Genomic DNA, 16607 nt, shown 5'->3' with positions numbered 1-16607 from the left:
ACCAAGGGGCTCCGGTTCACCGGGGGCTGATATCAGTGGATGACCCTCACCGTGCCGATGAGTTCCGAATTGTCGGGAAGAGGTCCGGCGGGCTTGATCTTGACCTGCTTGGCGTCGAACGCGAGGCAGTTGCCGGGCCAGATCGTCCCGACGTCGCTGTCCCAGCTAACCTGGATAGGAACCGTGTTGACGTTACCGTCGATGCTGTCGGGATTGGAGCGGGCTGCGCAGATCTCGATGTCGCGCGGTGTCGTGAAGCGGACGAGTTCGATGTCCTGGTCGGATGTGAGAGCGAATTCGTTGCGGGGCAGCATCTGGTCTGCCCACTGCATGAGCGGATCAGATGGCATCGGCCCTTCGGTGCGCATCGTTTCCGCGGCGGCCGGACCGGCAGCGCCGAGCAGTATTGCCGAAGCGGCAGCAAGGGCGAAAAATTTCGTGGTACGGGTTGTCATGGTCTGTCTCCTGTCTTCGAACAATGGAAGCCTGTGTTGGTGATGCCGGGTACTCAGCAAACACCGTGCCATTTTTCTATGTCATTGATTTCAGTCGTATTTCCTGAAAACCGATCCAAGACCAGCATTCGATTTGGTTCAAAGCCACCGCGCTTCCGGGTGATTTGAACCAGTCGGCCCAAGCCCGTCGTGAAAACCCATCGCCATATGACTCAAAGGCGATGTCCGGCTGAGCAGCGGGTCCGGCCGGGCACCGGGATTTACCGTTTTTGCCTTTAGAGAGCCGGATCAGGGGAGGGGGCGATTACCGATGGTTGAAAACCACCAGTCACTTGGGGGAAATCAACCAGTCTCTCCCGTTCGGGTAGACATTCCCTAAAAATCGTAAATAAAATCAGTTACTTGATGATTGGCACGTCGTTTGCATTTCCGGAACCAGGCAGGCGCCAGCAGATGGCGCCACTTGAAAGTTGCAGGAAAGTGGGAAGCAGATGAACAAGGCTGGAAAGATAACCCTGGGCGTTGCCGCCATTGCCGTAGTCGCCGCAGGCGGGTTCTATTATTATTACAAGACGAGCCCGGCCGAAGTGCGCAAGTACGGCGGCCTCGCGCTCAACGAAATTCGCACGCTGACCGCCCCGGACGGGACGATTACGATCGAACGCAACGCCGATGCCGGTGGCGGCAATGGCGCGACGACCGATACGTCGGCGGTGCCCACGTCCGATCCGCTTTCCGGCCAGTGGCCAAGCTACAACCGCACGCCGTCCGGCGACCGTTTCTCTCCGCTGGGGGAAATCACCCCTGCCAACGCGGCGGCGCTTGAGGTCAAGTGCTCCTACGACACCGGTGATCTTGTCGCCTTCGAAACCGGGCCGATCATGGTGGACGGCGCGCTGGTGATCACCACGCAGAAAGACATCATCAGGCTTGATCCCGACAACTGCAAGGAAGTCTGGCGCACGCACGAAAACGTGCCCGATTCCGGTATCCTCGTGAACCGCGGCGCGGCCTATGGCGACGGCACGCTTTATCGCGGGATGGAAGACGGCGACGTCATCGCCTACGATTTCAAGACCGGCAAGAAGCTGTGGACCACCAACATCGCCGACGCATCGATCGGGGAATCCGTCCCTTCGGCGCCGCTCTTCTGGAAGGGCAAGGTCTTCGTCGGGACCGCTGGCGGTGACAACAAGGGCGTGAAGGGCCGCATGTATGCCCTCGACGCCAAGACCGGCAAGATCGATTGGGAGCTTTATCTCGTCCCCTATCAGAAGGGCGACAAGACGCGTGGCCCGCTGGTCAATACGCCGCTTGATGGCAGCACCTGGAAGACCGGCAAGGGCATCCCGATCAGCGGTGGCGGCACCTGGACCCACTACACGATCGATCCGGCCAGCGGCACGCTTTACATCCCGGGCGGCAACCCCGCGCCCGATTTCGATATTTCCGTCCGCGAAGGCGACAACCTCTATTCCGGCTCGGTCCTGGCGGTCGATGCCGAAACCGGCAAAGTCAGGCAGAACTACCTGGCCACGAACCAGGACTGGCACGACTGGGACGTGTCGAACGCGCCGATCATCGCCAAGACACGCGGCGGACAGGACCTTCTGGTGGCGACGCCCAAGGACGGACAAGTCTATGGCTTCGACCGCGCGACGGGCAAGCTGGTTTACAAGGTTGCCGCGACCACGCGCAAGAATCCCGACGAACGGTTCGCCGTGGGCAAGAAAGTCAGCTTCTGCCCCGGCACGGTCGGCGGCGCCGAATGGAACAGCCCGTCCTATGCCCCGACGAACAACCTGATCCTGACCGGGCAGGTCGACTGGTGCTACTCGGTCACGCTCGACGAGCCGAAAGACCTGGCGCAGCAGAAGAACGGCACGCCTTGGACCGGCATGGCATCGATCAACCCGCTCAATACCTTCGGCCGGGCCGAGCAAAGCGACAAGACCTGGGGCGGCTGGGTCTATGCGCTCGACGCCGATACCGGCGAATGGAGCTGGCGCGCGCACCTCAACTACCCGGTGACCAGCGGCGTCACGCCGACTGCGGGCGGGGTTACCTTCTTCGGTGATATGGGCGGCAATATCTATGCGCTCAACACCGCGACGGGTGACGAGCTGTACCACTACGATGCCAAGACCGCCGTTGCAGGCGGGGTGATCAGCTACGAGGCACCCTCGGGCGGCCAGCGCATCGCGGTCGCGACCGGCATGACCTCTCCCATCTGGCCGACGAAGAACGGTACGGCCAAACTCTACGTCTTCGGCCTGCCGAACAGCTGAAAAGCTGCAACAACGACAGCCGAATGACCAAAGTGCCGTCGGCGACTTCGAACCCTTCCCCTCAGGTTCGGTCGTCGGCGGCACTTTGTTTTATGCCATAGTCGGGCCGTAGCGAACGGACGGGAAGGGCTAGACCTTCCGGTTCCGGCTCGGTGCCATGGCAATCGCAGCTTCAGTTTTGTCGCGCTCATGATCGCGGTATGCGTATGCAGACCGAAGACGGAGGCGGTTGTAGTATGCGAAATCGCTGATAAGCGGGCGGAAACCCGAACCGTAGATTTTACGCAGCGACGGCCGAAATGAAGCCGCCCCGAAAAGCATGGATGGAGCGACGCGATGAACTGGCATTCCTACCGATCGAGCGAGGGGCACGGCCTTCGCCATAATCCGTTGAAGGCCATTATCGGACCCCGCCCCATCGGGTGGATTTCCACGCTATCGGACAGCGGCGTCGCCAATCTGGCGCCCTACAGCTTCTTCAACATGATCAACGACAGGCCGCCGCTGGTGATGTTCAGCAGCACCGGTTACAAGGACAGCGTCACCAATATCGCTGCGCGCGGCGAATTCGCATGCAACCTTGCGACGCGCCCGCTGGCGGAACAGGTGAACCTCACGTCGGGCGCTTTCGAACCCGACGTGGACGAGTTCGAGCGCGCCGGACTGGCCAAGGCGGACTGCATGGAAATCGACGTACCGCGCGTTGCCGATGCGCCTGCATGCCTCGAATGCCGCATGGTCAGCATCCAGCAATTGAAGGGGCTCAATGACGTGAAAGCCGATAGCTGGATGGTCATCGGCGAAATCGTCGCGGTTCACCTGGCGGAGGAATACCTGGCCGACGGCTTGTTCCAGACCGACCGCGCCGAACCGATCCTGCGTGCGGGCTATGCCGGTGACTATTGGGCCATCGGCAGCGAAGGCAAGTTCACGATGTACCGGCCCAAGGTCGATGAGAGCCGGTGACCCTCACAAGGGTGCCGTTCCTTCGCCAAGACATCGCGTCATATTGCTAGGGGCATCAAGAACGGGTTAGGTTTGGCCATGAACCTTTCCGACTGTCACAATATCGATGATTTTCGCCGTCTTGCGAAACGGCGTTTGCCCTGGCCGGTCTTCGATTACATCGACGGCGGCGCCGATGACGAGATTGCGATGCGGCGCAATACGGATGCGTTTGCCGATTGCGACCTGGTCCCCAACGTGCTGGCAGGGGTCGCGAGTACCGATGCGTCGGTCACGGTCATGGGGCGCCAGAGCGCTCTGCCTCTCATGCTTTCACCTACCGCGCTGCAACGGCTGTTTCATTGGGAAGGTGAACGCGCGATCGCGCGGGCGGCCGAGAAATTCGGGCTCTGGTTCGGAATTTCCAGCCTTTCGACCGTGAGCATCGAAGAGATCGGGGCGATGGTGACGACGCCCAAGTTGTTCCAGTTCTACTATCACCGGGACCGGAGCCTGAACCGTGCGATGGTCGAGCGTTGCAAGGCGGCGAATTTCGATGCCGTGGCCCTTACCGTCGATACCATCGTCGGCGGTAAGCGCGAACGCTGCGCCCGCAGCGGCTTTACCTCCCCGCCGCGCTTCACCGTGTCATCGGCGCTTTCCTATGCGGCAAAGCCCGCATGGGCGTTGAACTACCTGTTGCGCGAGAAATTCGCCCTGCCGAACCTTGACACCCATGTGCAGGAGGGAACCGGAAAGCCGATCTCCATCGCCGATTATTCCAGTTCCATGCTGGAACCCGGCCTCGACTGGAAAATGGCCGAACAGTTGCGGGACGATTGGGGCGGTGCCTTTTGCCTCAAGGGTATCATGAGCGCGGCCGATGCCCGCCGCGCGGTGGAGATCGGCGCCGATGCGATCATGATTTCCAACCACGGAGGCCGGCAACTGGACGGAAGCCGTGCGCCTTTCGATCAACTGACCGAGATCGTCGATGCTGTTGGCGGAGAGGTCGAGATTATCTGCGACGGCGGCGTCCGGCGCGGTACGCACGTGTTGAAGGCTTTGTCGGCCGGGGCGACCTGTGCATCGGGCGGACGGCTCTATCTCTATGCGCTCGCCGCGGCCGGGCAGGCAGGGGTCGAACGCGCCATTGGCCTGCTGAAGGACGAGATAGAGCGCGGCATGACGCTTATGGGGGCGAGCAGTGTCGGGCAGTTGAATCGCGACCATCTGCGTTGGCGACAAGGGGCCGTGACGGGCACATGATGGCACGTGATAACGTGAATTAATTGTCAGACCCCATAACTCTCCATACCTTCCTTCGGGATAGGGAGAGGTGCAGAAAAGCCTGTCGCCGAAAACAAGTGAGAGAGGCAGACTCCGGCTGCGTGTCGGCGTCGATCAACGACGTTCCCGGATGACCTGAACCTGCCCGATTGCTGCTGCGCGTCCTTTGGCAGCGCAGATGCGGGCGGCGTTTCCGTCGCTCCCCACCCGTGCGGCAGTGCAAGCGGCACTCGCCAATCTCAGATGCCGGACGCCGCGTCAGATCGCCGTGTAGCCGCCATCCACGGCAAGCTCCGCGCCGGTCATGTAGGGAGTCTCGTCGCTGGCGAAGAAGATCACGGCGTTTGCCAGTTCCTCGGGGTCGCCCGCCCGATCGAGCGGCACTTTGCCCAGAAGGAATTCGCGCTGCTGCGGGTCGGCCAGAAAATCACGGCTAAGGTCCGTTTCGTGCACGCCCGGATGGATCGAGTTTACCCGGATGCGGTCTTCGGCAAAGTCCGCCGCCGCCGACTTGGTCAACATGCGTACCGCTGCCTTCGCCGCGGAATAAGCGCCGAAATTCGCGCGCCCGGTCAGGCCCCAGCTGGATGAGATATTGACGATGGCACCGCCGCCGGACTTCTTGAGCAAGGGATGCGCATGCTTGCAGCCGAGAAACGTGCCGCGCGCGTTGACCGCGAAACAGCGTTCCCATTCGTCGAGAGGCTGGTCCTGGATCCTGGCAGAGGCGAAAAGCCCCGCGTTGTTCACCAGGACGTCGAGCCTGCCAGCCTTATCTTCCACCGTGCGCATGGCCGCGATCCAGGAATCCTCCTGCGTGACATCAAGCGGGATCGCCGATGCCTTGCCGTAACGCGCGGCCACGTCCGCCGTTGTCTGCTCGAGCTGGTCGGCAAGGATATCGGCAAGGAAAACGTGCGCGCCTTCGCCTGCGATCTTGCGCGCGAACACCGCGCCAAGGTTCCTTGCCGCACCGGTCACGAGGACCACTTTATCCTTCAGCCGATCCGCCATGACGGCGCGACTATTCGATGATCGTCGTGGTCGATCCGGGCACGACCCGGTTTTCGATATGGCCCAGCGTGTCGATCTCGACGCGGACGACATCGCCGGCCTTCAGATAGGCTGGCGGCTTGCTGCCCATGCCCACGCCGCCGGGCGTGCCGGTAAAGATCACGTCCCCGGGCTCCAGCGTCATGGCCTGGCTCAGCATTTCGATTTGCGCGAGGCAATCGAACAGCAGGTGTCTCGTATTCGAAGATTGCCGCACTTCGCCGTTCACCAGGCAGCGGATGCCCAGGTCGCTTCCGTCGGTTTCATCCGATGTGGTGATCCAGGGGCCGAAAGGCGCGTGGGTATCGAACGACTTGCCGACGATCCATTGCGACACGCGAAGCTGCCAGTCCCGCACGCTAACGTCGTTGCCGGTGCAGAAGCCGAAAATCACCTCATGCGCGCGATCGCGCGGGACGTTGCGTGCGCGCTTGCCGATCACCATGACAAGCTCCGCCTCGTAATCGAGGTCGTCGGAAACGGCCGGCAGTTCGATTGCATCGTATGGGCCTGCGACCGAAGTCGGCATCTTGGCAAACCACGTCTGTTGGTCGGGCGTTTCCATCCCGGTTTCCGCGATATGGTCCTTGTAATTCAGGCCGATGGCCAGCACCTTGCCCGGACGCGGCACCGGCGCGCACAGGCGTACCGCATCAAGATCCACGTCCGCAGCGCGGCCCTGCAGTTCGCCTACTGGCCCTGCGTACTGCGACCAGTTCTGCACAAGTTCGATCATGGTCCGGGGCGCATCGGGCAGGTGTTTCGCGATCGACACGACGCCATCGCCGACGACGACGCCCAGCTGTTCCTTGCCGTCCACACTATAGGTCGCCAGTTTCATCGATTCGTTCCTTGTTCAATGCGTTCGTAATCGCGGGTGCCGTGCGAAAGGGCACCTCGGGTTATTGCTCTCTAGGCGAAAATCTTGCCGGGATTCATCAGGTTCAGCGGGTCGAGCGCCTGTTTTACCGCGCGCATGGTGGCCACGGCCTCGGCGCCCGTTTCCTCCACGAGATAGGCCTGTTTCATCATGCCAATGCCATGTTCTCCGGTGCACGTGCCGCCCACGGCCAATGCGGCGCGGATCATGCGCGAATAGACTTCCTCGGCGCGGCGTTTTTCGTCTGCGTCGTCGGGATCGATCATGAAGGAGACGTGGTAATTGCCGTCACCGACATGGCCGACGATGGGGGCGCATAGCCCGTTGCGTTCGATGTCCGCGCGAACGGCCAGGACACTGGCGGGCAATTCGCTGATCGGGACAGCGATGTCGGAAGGCCAGAGCGTGGCATTGGGGCGTATGGCGCGATTGGCGTGATAGGCGTCGTGCCGGGCCTTCCACAGGCGATTGCGATCCTCGGTCGAGGTCGCCCATGCAAGCGGGCTGCCACCGTTTTCCTGCACCAGTGCGGCCACGGTGCCGGCCTGATCCTCGGTCCCGGCGGGGCTGCCATGGAATTCGAAGAAGAGGTGCGGTTTTTCCGGCAGGCCGAGCGCGGAGAAGGCATTGCATGCGCGAACCTGCGTTTCGTCCATGAACTCGACACGTGCGACGGGGATGCCCATCTGGATGGTCTGCATCACGGTGTCCACCGCGCCTTCCAAGGTATCGAAGCTGCAAGTGGCCGAAAGGATGGATTCCGGAATGCCGTAAAGCCGCAGCTTGACCTCGGTAATGATGCCCAGCGTGCCTTCAGAGCCGACATAGAGCCGCGTCAGATCATATCCTGCCGATGACTTGCGCGCCCGTCCTCCCGTGCGGATGACGGTGCAGTCCGGCTGCACCACGGTCAGTCCCAGAACGTTGTGCGCCATCGTGCCATAGCGGACGGCATTCGTGCCCGATGCGCGGGTCGAAGCCATGCCGCCGATCGAGGCATCGGCACCGGGGTCGATGGGAAAAAACAGACCGGAATCGCGAAGGTGGATATTGAGCTGCTCACGCGTGACGCCCGGTTCGACGGTGCAATCGAGATCGGCGCCGTCCACGTGCAGGATGCGGTTCATCCGCGCAAAATTGATCGCCAGCCCGCCGAACGGCGCCGCGATGTGCCCTTCCAGCGACGTCCCCGCACCGCTGGGCACCATCGGCATGCGGTGGCGATGGCAAATCGCCGCGATTTGGCTCACTTCCTCGGTCGAGGTTGGAAAGGCGACGCCGTCAGGCGGATAAGCGGCGGGGAAAGATTCGCCCGATGCATATTGCCGCGTCACGCCGGCAGAAGTGCTCAACCTGTCACCCAGCAACGCTTCGAGTTCGACCAGCGCCGCCTCTATTCCCGAGGCTGGCGTGTCCGGGCGCGCTGTCATGCCATCCCCCTTGCAGGGACGTACTCAGCGGGGCGGCTATCGCGCTTCATCCCGCTGTCCAGCCGCCGTCGACGGCCATTTCGGAACCGGTGATGAAACTGGCCGCTGTCGAACTCAGGAACACGACGGCATTGGCGATTTCGCTCGGCTTGCCGGTGCGGCCGATCGGTTGCAGCCGCGCCGAATCCGCTCGTGCCGCCGCCATGTCGGGGGCCATCCCCATGTCGACGAACGTCTGGCAGATCAGCTCGCTCATGTCCGTTTCGACCCCGCCGGGGTGAACCGAATTCACGCGGATGTTGTAGCCGAGCGCCGCGAATTCGAGCGCTGCCGCCTTGGAGAACAGCCGGACCGCGGCCTTGCTGGCGCCATAGGCCGCGGCAAAGGCATTGCCGACCAGGCCGCTGACCGACGAAATGTTGACGATAGAGGCGCCGCCCTCCCGGTTCTTACCCGCTTCGCGAAGCAGCGGCAGCATCGCCTGGTGGCCCAGCAGGATGGCTTCGGCGTTGACGGCCATCATGCGCCGCCAGTCCTCTATCGTGGTCTGTTCGATCGAGGCGATCTTGACCGTGCCGGCATTGTTGACCAGCACGTCGAGCCTGCCCCAGCGGTCCCGGATCGTGTCGGCGACCTGCTGCCACTGCGCCTGATCGGTGACGTCGTGCGCCAGCGACAGTGTTCCGCCCGCCGGTGCCTGAAGATCGGTTGCGATCACCTCGGCACCTGCATCCATCATAGCCTTCACCGTGGCGGAACCGATACCGCCGCCCGCACCCGTTACCAGCGCGACAGTGCCTTCCAGAACTCCACCCATGACGATCTCCTATTTCGCGGTATAGCCGCCATCGACGACGAGTTCCGATCCGGTGACGAAGCTTGCATCGTCGGAGGCAAGGAACGCGACGACGGCGGCAATTTCCTCGGTCTGGGCCACGCGGCCCAAGGGCGTGGACGAGGTCATGAAGGCTTTCAGTTCGTCGGGGAAGGCGGCGAACAGTTCGGTCGCGACAAAGCCGGGGTGCACCGAGTTGACGCGGATCGGCATCTTGTCTTCGGCAAATTCCAGCGCGGCGACCTTGGTGAACAGGCGAACGCCGCCCTTGCTGGCGTTATAGGGCCCGCCTTTCGGCAGCGCGATCAGTCCCATCATCGAGGAGATGTTCACGATGCTGGCGCCGCCTTTCCAGTCGCGTCCGCTTTTTGCCAGCAGGTCGGCACAATGCTTGGTGCCCAGGAACGTGCCGTCGAGGTTGACGGCTATCGTCTTGCGCCAGTTTTCCAGCGTTTCCTCGCGCAGCGCGCATGGGGTCCCGATCCCCGCGTTCGACACCAGGATGTCGAGCCTGCCGAACCGCGCCTCGATCGAGGCGACCGCGTTGGTCCAGGCATCCTCGTCGGCGACGTCGAGGCGGACGTAATCCACGTTCTCGCCGTAGGCGGAAAGGTCGACGTCTTCCGCGTCGGCCAGGTCGCCGATCATCACCGACGCGCCTTCATCAAGCAGTCGTTCGACGCAGGACAGGCCGATCCCTCTCAGCCCGCCGGTTACCAGCGCGACGCGCCCTGCAAGCCGGCTCATGGGCGGATCGCCTGAATGGTGCGGACATTGGCCGTGCTGTCTTCGAAGTTGGCAATGGTGCCTGCGTTTCCGCGCGGACCGGTGCTGGCCCGGCGGGATACGATGTCCGCTTTCATGCTTGCTCTCCATCCACGCCGTCTGCGCAGCGCTTATTGCTTGGAGAGACTATGCGTGTCGCCAATTCCGAGTCAAACTAATTTATGCGGGGTGTCAACCGTTGTGGAAGGGTTGGGGCGACGGGAAAGAAAGGCTGGAATGAAAGGGAAGGGCCGGTTATCCGGCCTGCCGATGACACGCCTGGTTCGCGAAAACAGCGCCAATAAAAATTGGTGATGTCATTAATTATAGACCTCGCATCACTTCCGGGGAACGGGCCGACTTTGGTCGGGAAGCATTGTGCGCAAACTCCCCTTACTGGCTCTTTACAGGATGCTTGCGCGTCTGACAGAGAGTTCATACGGGTCTGCCCGCGGTGTGTCGCACCGCGCAATGTTACAGGGATCGGGGCGTGAGCAGTACTAGCAGCAAGACCGGCAAGGCGGACGGTGCCAAGAAACCGCGCCGGGCATCTGCCAAGGGTACGACCCGGAAACCCGGTCGTCCGCCCTCAAGCGAAAAGGGCGGGACCAGCCGGCGCAGCATCCTGCGTACGGCTCTGAAGCTTTCGAAATCGGTCGCGCTGCAGGATATCTCGATAATCGTCGTCGCCCGGTCGATGGGCGTAACCCCGGCGCTGATCCATTACTATATCGGCGGACGCGACTGGCTGACCTCCGGTATCATGAACCTGTTCTACCAGAACGTGCTCAAGAAGTGGCCGGAACCGACCGGCGACTGGGAACAGGACGTGCGCAACGGGGCCAAGCGTTTCTACGATTCCCTAATCGAATATCCGGGAATTGCGGCCTACCTGGTTTCGAACCACCAGTTCCGCATCTTTCAGCTGACGGCTTTCGGTGACCGGGATTACGGCGCGGAAATGCTGAACCGACTTGTCGGGGACATCCGCTCGGCAGGATTGTCGGCCCAGCGGACCGGCATTCACACGCAGATCATTCACGAATTCGTGATGAGCACGGCCAACCAGGCCACGCACGACCTGATGCCGGCGGACCACAACCAGTTCTACGAAGAGAAGCTGGCCGCGCTAGATCCGGTCAAGATGGAGCATATCATCTTCGGCAAGGTCGCGCCGCTACAGCTCGATGCGGACAGCCTTTTCAATGAGGGCATGTCCCTGTTCATCCTCGGCATCAACCGCGATCGCGAGATCGAAGGCGTGTCCGACGCGAAGGGCTGATCGGCAAAGCCCCCGGGCGCAGAAGTTACGGCGCTGACCGCTCGTTGGCAAAGGCGATACTGCACCGTTCATCCCCAAACCTCTCCGCATGCGAACGTGAAACGCGGATTTTCGCGGCGTCGCATTTTTCCTTTTGAGCAAGCGGTTCGAGATTTCCAATGGCATGGTGCGGCATAATAATTTATGCCCATCTCAAACAATAGCGCCATGGGAGACATCGATGACCTCGGGCAGCACGCCGCAGACGAATGGGCATTTCATCAAGGATCTGGGGCCGATCTTCCAGGTGGCCTATGTCGAAAAGGATTTCCGCGAGGCGATCGGCCGGTGGAATGCGCTTGGCGTGGGGCCGTTCTTCGTCATCGAACGCGTACCGGTCCCCAATATATACAAGGGGCAGGAGCGCGAAGCCACGCTCACCCTGGCGTTCTCTTATTGGGGGGACATGCAGGTCGAAATCATCCAGCAGTATGACGAAGGTCCCTCGGTCTATCGTGACTGGATGGACGGTTCACAGGCGGGCATTCACCATGTCTGCATCCTGGTCGACGACATGGCTGGCATCCCCGAACGCTGCGCCCGCGAAGGGCTCTCGGTCGAGCAGGAAATGAAGACGGCATCGGCGCACGTGATCTACGCACGGATGCATGAGGGCGCTTCGCACTACGTCGAATTTGCCCAGTATGCGCCCGGTACGGGCCCGCTGTTCGACCGTATCCGCGATGTCTGCGCGAACTGGGATGGTAGCGACCCGATCCGGTCTTTGGGCGACTTTATCTGACGGAATGCCGCCCCGCCGGCGACTGCGCTCCCTTATCCGCTATTGTAGTTATGGCCCGGAGCACGCGCGGACCCTGCGCTATCGGCTTGCATCGGCGATCCCGCGCCGAAAGCGTTTGACAAAATTGATAGGCCCATCATACTCCGACTGCCTCAGATAAGCCGAGAATCCGCAAGAGATCCGGTCGAGGAGTGGCGGTGAATATTGTCTTCATCGTCAATGAAAAGAGCCCGAAAGGGCCGAGGGAGAGAGAGTGATGAAGGCAGGATTCTATTTTCTGTGCGGGGTTTCGGCCTCTGCGTTTCTGGTTCAGCCGGCGCTTGGTCAGACTGCAGATGCCGGTGTGGACGAAACGGAAGAGATGTATCAGCCGATTGTCGTCACGGCACAGCGCCGTGAACAGCGGCTGCAGGACGTTCCCATCACGATCAGCGCGATCACCTCGGACTCGGTGGCCAACGCGGGCGTCACTGGTATCTCGCAGATCCAGGCGGTTGCGCCCGGTGTGCAGGTCAATGCGCAAGTCGGCCCGACCAACATCTACATGCGTGGTATCGGTGCCAAGTCGGGTGATCTTACGTCGGAAAGCTCGGTCGCGATTTATGTCGACGGCGTCTATCAGCCCGCTTCCGTCGCCAACGTCTTCGAATTCAACGGCCTCGAACGGGTCGAAGTGCTGAAAGGGCCGCAGGGAACGCTGTTCGGCCGCAATGCGACCGGCGGTGTGGTGCAGGTCATCACCAAGGCGCCTTCGTTCGATCCCGAAATGGATTTCGCCGTCGGTTACGGCAATTACGATACAGTCAGGGCCTCGGCCTATGTTTCGGGGGGCTTGTCCGACCAGCTGGCCGCGAATTTCGCGATCCAGTACAAGAATCAGGGCAAGGGCTGGGGCGAAAACGTCTTTACCGGCGAGGAACGTTTCTATTCGCGCGACTTCAACATGCGCGGCAAGATCCTTCTCGCACCCAGCGCCGACACCGACATCACGGTGTCGGGTAACTATGCCGAATTCAACAACCAGGTGGATCCGCAGAACCCGCCGGGATCGGTTCTTGCCACAGGTCAGGGATTTCTTGGCCGCTACCGTGTTGCCGGGGATTCCAACACCGGGGCCAATGGCAAGACTTACGGCGGATCGATCACCGCCATGCATGACTTTGGCGGTTTCCAGATCCGCAACATTGCGGCTTACCAGAAGGTGGAAGCCTATCAGGGACTGGATCAGGACGCGTCACCGATTACCCTGGTAAGGGGCGACTTCTTCAGCCGGTCGCGCATGATTTCGGAAGAATTCCACGTCATGGCGCCTTCGGATGCCAGGTTCCAGTGGCTCGCGGGCGTCTATTACTTTGATTACAACACTTATAACGAGCCTGTGCGCATCACCGGCCTCGTATTCGCGCCAATTCCTGGCGTGGACGTTTACGGGCTTGCCAAGTCGAAGTCGCTCGCCGGGTTCGCGCAGGGCACTTATCCGCTGACGGATGACCTCAACTTCACCGCGGGTCTGCGCTATACCAAGGACAAGGTTGACTATACCGGGTCGGTCGCCATCGCGAATACCGACATCGTCATCGATCCAGAGCAGACCAAGTCCTTTTCGAAGGCAAAGCCGACGTGGCGGCTTTCGCTCGACTACAAGGTCACGCCCGACGTTCTGGCCTATGCATCCTATAACCGCGGTGTGAAATCGGGCGGGTTTTCGCTTGGCACGACGGTTTCGGCCAACGAGCCTTACGATCCCGAAAAGCTCGACGCCTATGAAGTCGGCCTGAAGACGGAGCTGTTCGACCGGCGGATCATATTCAACACCGCCGCTTTCTATTACGACTTCCAGAATATCCAGTTTCAGCGGGTGCTCGCTGGCAGTGTTGTCACCGTCAACGGGCCTTCGGCAAAGGTCTATGGTCTCGAAGCGGAAATCACGGGCCGGGTCACGCCGGAACTTTCGATACATGCGAACGGCAACTACCTGCATTCGCGGATCGGCGACTTTCCCAACGCGCCGAACGTGAACCGCCTGCCGAACGGCCGGAATGGCTTCGGCATCCCGCCTTGCGACCTGTCGGACCCGGCATGCGTGCCCTACAATGCGAAGGGCAACCGCCTGCCCTATGCTCCCAAGTTCACGGGTAATATCGGCTTCAATTATCGCATTCCGCTCGACAGCGGGAACGTGAAGATCAGCAGCAACCTGCTTTACACGGGGTTCACTTATAGCGAACTCGATAACCGCCTGATCGACGATGCCTATGAACTGCTTTCGGCTTCGATCGGCTGGGAAGGGGACAATGGGCTCAGGCTGTCGGTGTGGGGCAACAATCTCACCAAGTCGTACTACTACACCTTGCTCAACGGCGTTGGTGGAGGGAACGACATCGCGATTCCTGCCGCACCGCGCACTTATGGTGTGACGCTCGGTTACAGCTTCTGATTGACCGGCCGGAACGGTTGGTTCGCCAGCCGTTCCGCCGACAGCACCTGACACGTTGAAAAAGGCCCCGGTGCGACCATTCGCGCCGGGGCCTTTTCATGTCGATGTGTCCTTATGGGGGTGATAATTGATTTGCGGTTTTTCGCTGCAAGAACGTCTCGAAGCAGGCTGTGACCCGCTCAAGCTGGCAGTGCGTCCGACAGGAATGTTTCCAGCCGATCTGCCAACCATTCCGGCTGTTCTTCGGCGATCCAGTGCCCGCACTCGGGGGCGACATCGCTGACGACGTTTTCGGCAACTTCGCCCAGCTTGGCGCCGACCAGCGCCCCGATACTGGCGGACCCGCCGATGCCCAGGGCGGGCATGGTGAGCTTTACCTTTCCCGATGCGCGCGCCTGCTCACCACTTTCGTGGAAGGCCGCGTAATAGGCCAGCCCCGCGCGCATGGCACCGGGCTGCGAATAGGCGCGAACGTATTCATCGACATGATCGGGCGGGATCGCACCGGGCGCATAGGCCATGTTGCGGAAGAACCATGTCATGTATTCGCGCTCTCGCCCCTGGATCAGGAACTCTCCCATGGGCGAGGCATGGAACGGGAAATGCCAGATGCCCCAGCCATCGGCCGACAGGCGCACCAGCTCTTCAAGGCCGTAACCGGGCAGTACCGCATCCAGCAGCACCAGGGCCTTGACCCGGTCGCGCGCCAGCGCCGCCACGGCATATGTGACAAGGGCGCCGTTGTCGTGGCCGACCACGCCGAAGCTCTCGGCACCAATCGCGTCGGCGAGTTCGATGATGTCGCGGCCCAGCGTCTCTGCGTCATACCCCGTCGTCGGCCGCGTCGTATCGCCCAGTCCGCGAAGGTCGGGTGCGATGACGCGATAGCGCCGGGCCAGACGCGGCATGACCTGCGACCATGCGAGCGAGGTCTGCGGCCAGCCATGCAGCAGCATCAGGACGGGCGCATCGGCTGGCCCCGCCTCAACGTAGTGCATTCGGACTTGCGATAGCTGGACCTTGTGGCTGCGCAAGGCGGCCTCATCTTTGCTCACGTATCGTCTCCAAATTTGGTTGCCGTGCGATCCGATGCGATGCCGCGGCCTTGGCCGGGGGCAGAGGCAAGGTCGGGCTCAGTAGGCGCCCAGCGCACGGGATTCGAAGATGCGCCGGGGGTTGCCGATCATCATCTGGTCGATCTGTTCGTCCGTGACGCCATTTTCACGCAGCAGCGGCAGGAAACTCTCCGAAAGTTCGCACCAGCGGGGGTAGGGCGCCTTGTGCCGCTTCTGATCGATTTCGGGCGTCAGGTCGGTAAACCCCTGGTTGTCGTGCGACAGCAGGATTTGTCCGGCATATCCGCGGCGGCACAGCTCCACCACGCGTGCAAGGCGGCTCTCGCGATTGCCGAAGACGTCGGCCATCGACAGCATGTCGAAACCGACGGTTGCTCCGGTGTCGAGCAGTTGCTGGATTTCGCCCAGATCGTCGCCGGGTGTGCGGCAGATGTGACCGAAATAGACGCGGGAAAGGTCCACGCCTTCGGCCCGGAACGCTTCCATCTGTAGCAACCCGGTGTGCGCGCCGTCGGTATGCGTGCCGATCGGCACGCCGGTGCGGCGATGAACGCGCGCGGTTGCCTTTAGCAGGATTTCGACGCCTTCGGTCACGCCGTGCTTGTCGGTGGCGACTTTCAGGACGGCAGCGCGCACGCCGCTGTTGCCGATGCCTTCCTCGATGTCCTTTTCGAAGAAGTATTCGAAGCTGCGCTTGTCCTCCAGCATCGGCTTCATCTGTTCGCGGAATTCGAACATCAGCGGAAGATCGCGCCAGGTGTAGAACCCGGTCGTAAGGATGATGTTGACCTTGGTCCGCTCTGCCGTCTTCTTCAGCATTTCGACATTGCGACCAAGGCCGGGAATGGTCCGATCCACGATCGTATCGACGCCATGGGCCCTGGCATTTTCAAGCGCGGAAACAACGTCGTCGATCCGCTCTTCCGGATCGCCCAGCGTTTCGGGCCACTGCAGATTGACCTCGGTATTTATGTTGTAAAGGTTCTCAACCATCAGCGTGAAGCCAAGCTGCGCGCTGTCGATCTCGTCACCCCGAGCGGTAGGGATCTTTACCATGACCATCCTCTTTCGTGCAGAGGTCCGGTTCATG

14 protein-coding genes are annotated in these 16607 nt (G+C 61.4%); 6 read left to right on the top strand and 8 right to left on the bottom strand.

What is annotated here, in order from left to right; all coding sequences use genetic code 11:
• Nucleotides 1-32: 32 nt before the first annotated feature.
• Nucleotides 33-455 carry a hypothetical protein gene (locus FAX90_RS11585; RefSeq protein WP_144097580.1) on the bottom strand — a complete coding sequence of 141 codons (423 nt, stop codon included), beginning with the start codon at nucleotides 453-455 and terminating at the stop codon, nucleotides 33-35.
• 491 nt (nucleotides 456-946) lie between these two features.
• Here FAX90_RS11585 and FAX90_RS11580 point away from each other — a divergent pair, with 491 nt between their 5' ends.
• From FAX90_RS11580 to FAX90_RS11570, 3 genes are all read left to right on the top strand, one after another.
• Nucleotides 947-2743: a pyrroloquinoline quinone-dependent dehydrogenase gene (locus tag FAX90_RS11580; protein WP_144097579.1), complete on the top strand. Its 1797-nt coding sequence runs from the start codon at nucleotides 947-949 to the stop codon at nucleotides 2741-2743.
• Between the two features lie 336 nt (nucleotides 2744-3079).
• On the top strand, nucleotides 3080-3709 hold the full coding sequence (locus tag FAX90_RS11575; RefSeq protein ID WP_144097578.1) for a flavin reductase family protein: 630 nt from the start codon (nucleotides 3080-3082) through the stop codon (nucleotides 3707-3709).
• A 78-nt stretch (nucleotides 3710-3787) separates the two neighbouring features.
• Nucleotides 3788-4957 (top strand): alpha-hydroxy acid oxidase, encoded by a 1170-nt coding sequence (locus FAX90_RS11570; protein WP_144097577.1) that lies wholly within the window; start codon nucleotides 3788-3790, stop codon nucleotides 4955-4957.
• A 279-nt stretch (nucleotides 4958-5236) separates the two neighbouring features.
• On the opposite strand, the gene FAX90_RS11565 is transcribed toward FAX90_RS11570, so the two are convergent.
• From FAX90_RS11565 to FAX90_RS11545, 5 genes are all read right to left on the bottom strand, one after another.
• On the bottom strand, nucleotides 5237-5992 hold the full coding sequence (locus FAX90_RS11565; protein ID WP_170234964.1) for an SDR family NAD(P)-dependent oxidoreductase: 756 nt from the start codon (nucleotides 5990-5992) through the stop codon (nucleotides 5237-5239).
• A 10-nt stretch (nucleotides 5993-6002) separates the two neighbouring features.
• The gene (locus tag FAX90_RS11560) at nucleotides 6003-6872 is read right to left on the bottom strand and encodes a fumarylacetoacetate hydrolase family protein (protein WP_144097575.1); all 870 of its coding nucleotides are present in this window, start codon (nucleotides 6870-6872) and stop codon (nucleotides 6003-6005) included.
• Between the two features lie 71 nt (nucleotides 6873-6943).
• Nucleotides 6944-8341 (bottom strand): FAD-binding oxidoreductase, encoded by a 1398-nt coding sequence (locus FAX90_RS11555; protein ID WP_144097574.1) that lies wholly within the window; start codon nucleotides 8339-8341, stop codon nucleotides 6944-6946.
• A gap of 46 nt (nucleotides 8342-8387) precedes the next feature.
• Nucleotides 8388-9158 (bottom strand): SDR family oxidoreductase, encoded by a 771-nt coding sequence (locus FAX90_RS11550; RefSeq protein WP_144097573.1) that lies wholly within the window; start codon nucleotides 9156-9158, stop codon nucleotides 8388-8390.
• A gap of 9 nt (nucleotides 9159-9167) precedes the next feature.
• The gene (locus FAX90_RS11545) at nucleotides 9168-9923 is read right to left on the bottom strand and encodes an SDR family NAD(P)-dependent oxidoreductase (protein ID WP_144097572.1); all 756 of its coding nucleotides are present in this window, start codon (nucleotides 9921-9923) and stop codon (nucleotides 9168-9170) included.
• A 508-nt stretch (nucleotides 9924-10431) separates the two neighbouring features.
• Between FAX90_RS11545 and FAX90_RS11540 the strand changes: the two genes are divergently transcribed.
• The 3 genes from FAX90_RS11540 (at nucleotide 10432) to FAX90_RS11530 (ending at nucleotide 14441) form a co-directional block, all read left to right on the top strand.
• The gene (locus FAX90_RS11540; protein ID WP_144097571.1) at nucleotides 10432-11223 is read left to right on the top strand and encodes a TetR/AcrR family transcriptional regulator; all 792 of its coding nucleotides are present in this window, start codon (nucleotides 10432-10434) and stop codon (nucleotides 11221-11223) included.
• 220 nt (nucleotides 11224-11443) lie between these two features.
• On the top strand, nucleotides 11444-12004 hold the full coding sequence (locus FAX90_RS11535; protein ID WP_170234963.1) for a VOC family protein: 561 nt from the start codon (nucleotides 11444-11446) through the stop codon (nucleotides 12002-12004).
• Between the two features lie 256 nt (nucleotides 12005-12260).
• Nucleotides 12261-14441, top strand: coding sequence for a TonB-dependent receptor (locus FAX90_RS11530; protein WP_144097569.1), 2181 nt, complete (start codon nucleotides 12261-12263; stop codon nucleotides 14439-14441).
• A gap of 179 nt (nucleotides 14442-14620) precedes the next feature.
• Here FAX90_RS11530 and FAX90_RS11525 read toward each other — a convergent pair whose 3' ends face one another.
• Complete coding sequence (locus FAX90_RS11525; RefSeq protein WP_144097568.1) at nucleotides 14621-15496, bottom strand: alpha/beta fold hydrolase; 876 nt, start codon at nucleotides 15494-15496, stop codon at nucleotides 14621-14623.
• A gap of 78 nt (nucleotides 15497-15574) precedes the next feature.
• Nucleotides 15575-16573, bottom strand: coding sequence for a phosphotriesterase family protein (locus FAX90_RS11520; protein ID WP_170234962.1), 999 nt, complete (start codon nucleotides 16571-16573; stop codon nucleotides 15575-15577).
• Between the last annotated feature and the right edge of the window lie 34 nt (nucleotides 16574-16607).

Origin of the sequence: Croceicoccus sediminis (assembly GCF_007570835.1) — a bacterium.
Taxonomy (GTDB): Bacteria; Pseudomonadota; Alphaproteobacteria; order Sphingomonadales; family Sphingomonadaceae; genus Croceicoccus; species Croceicoccus sediminis.
Note: the sequence above shows the minus strand (reverse complement) of the source record. Positions and strands in the feature narration are given on the sequence as shown.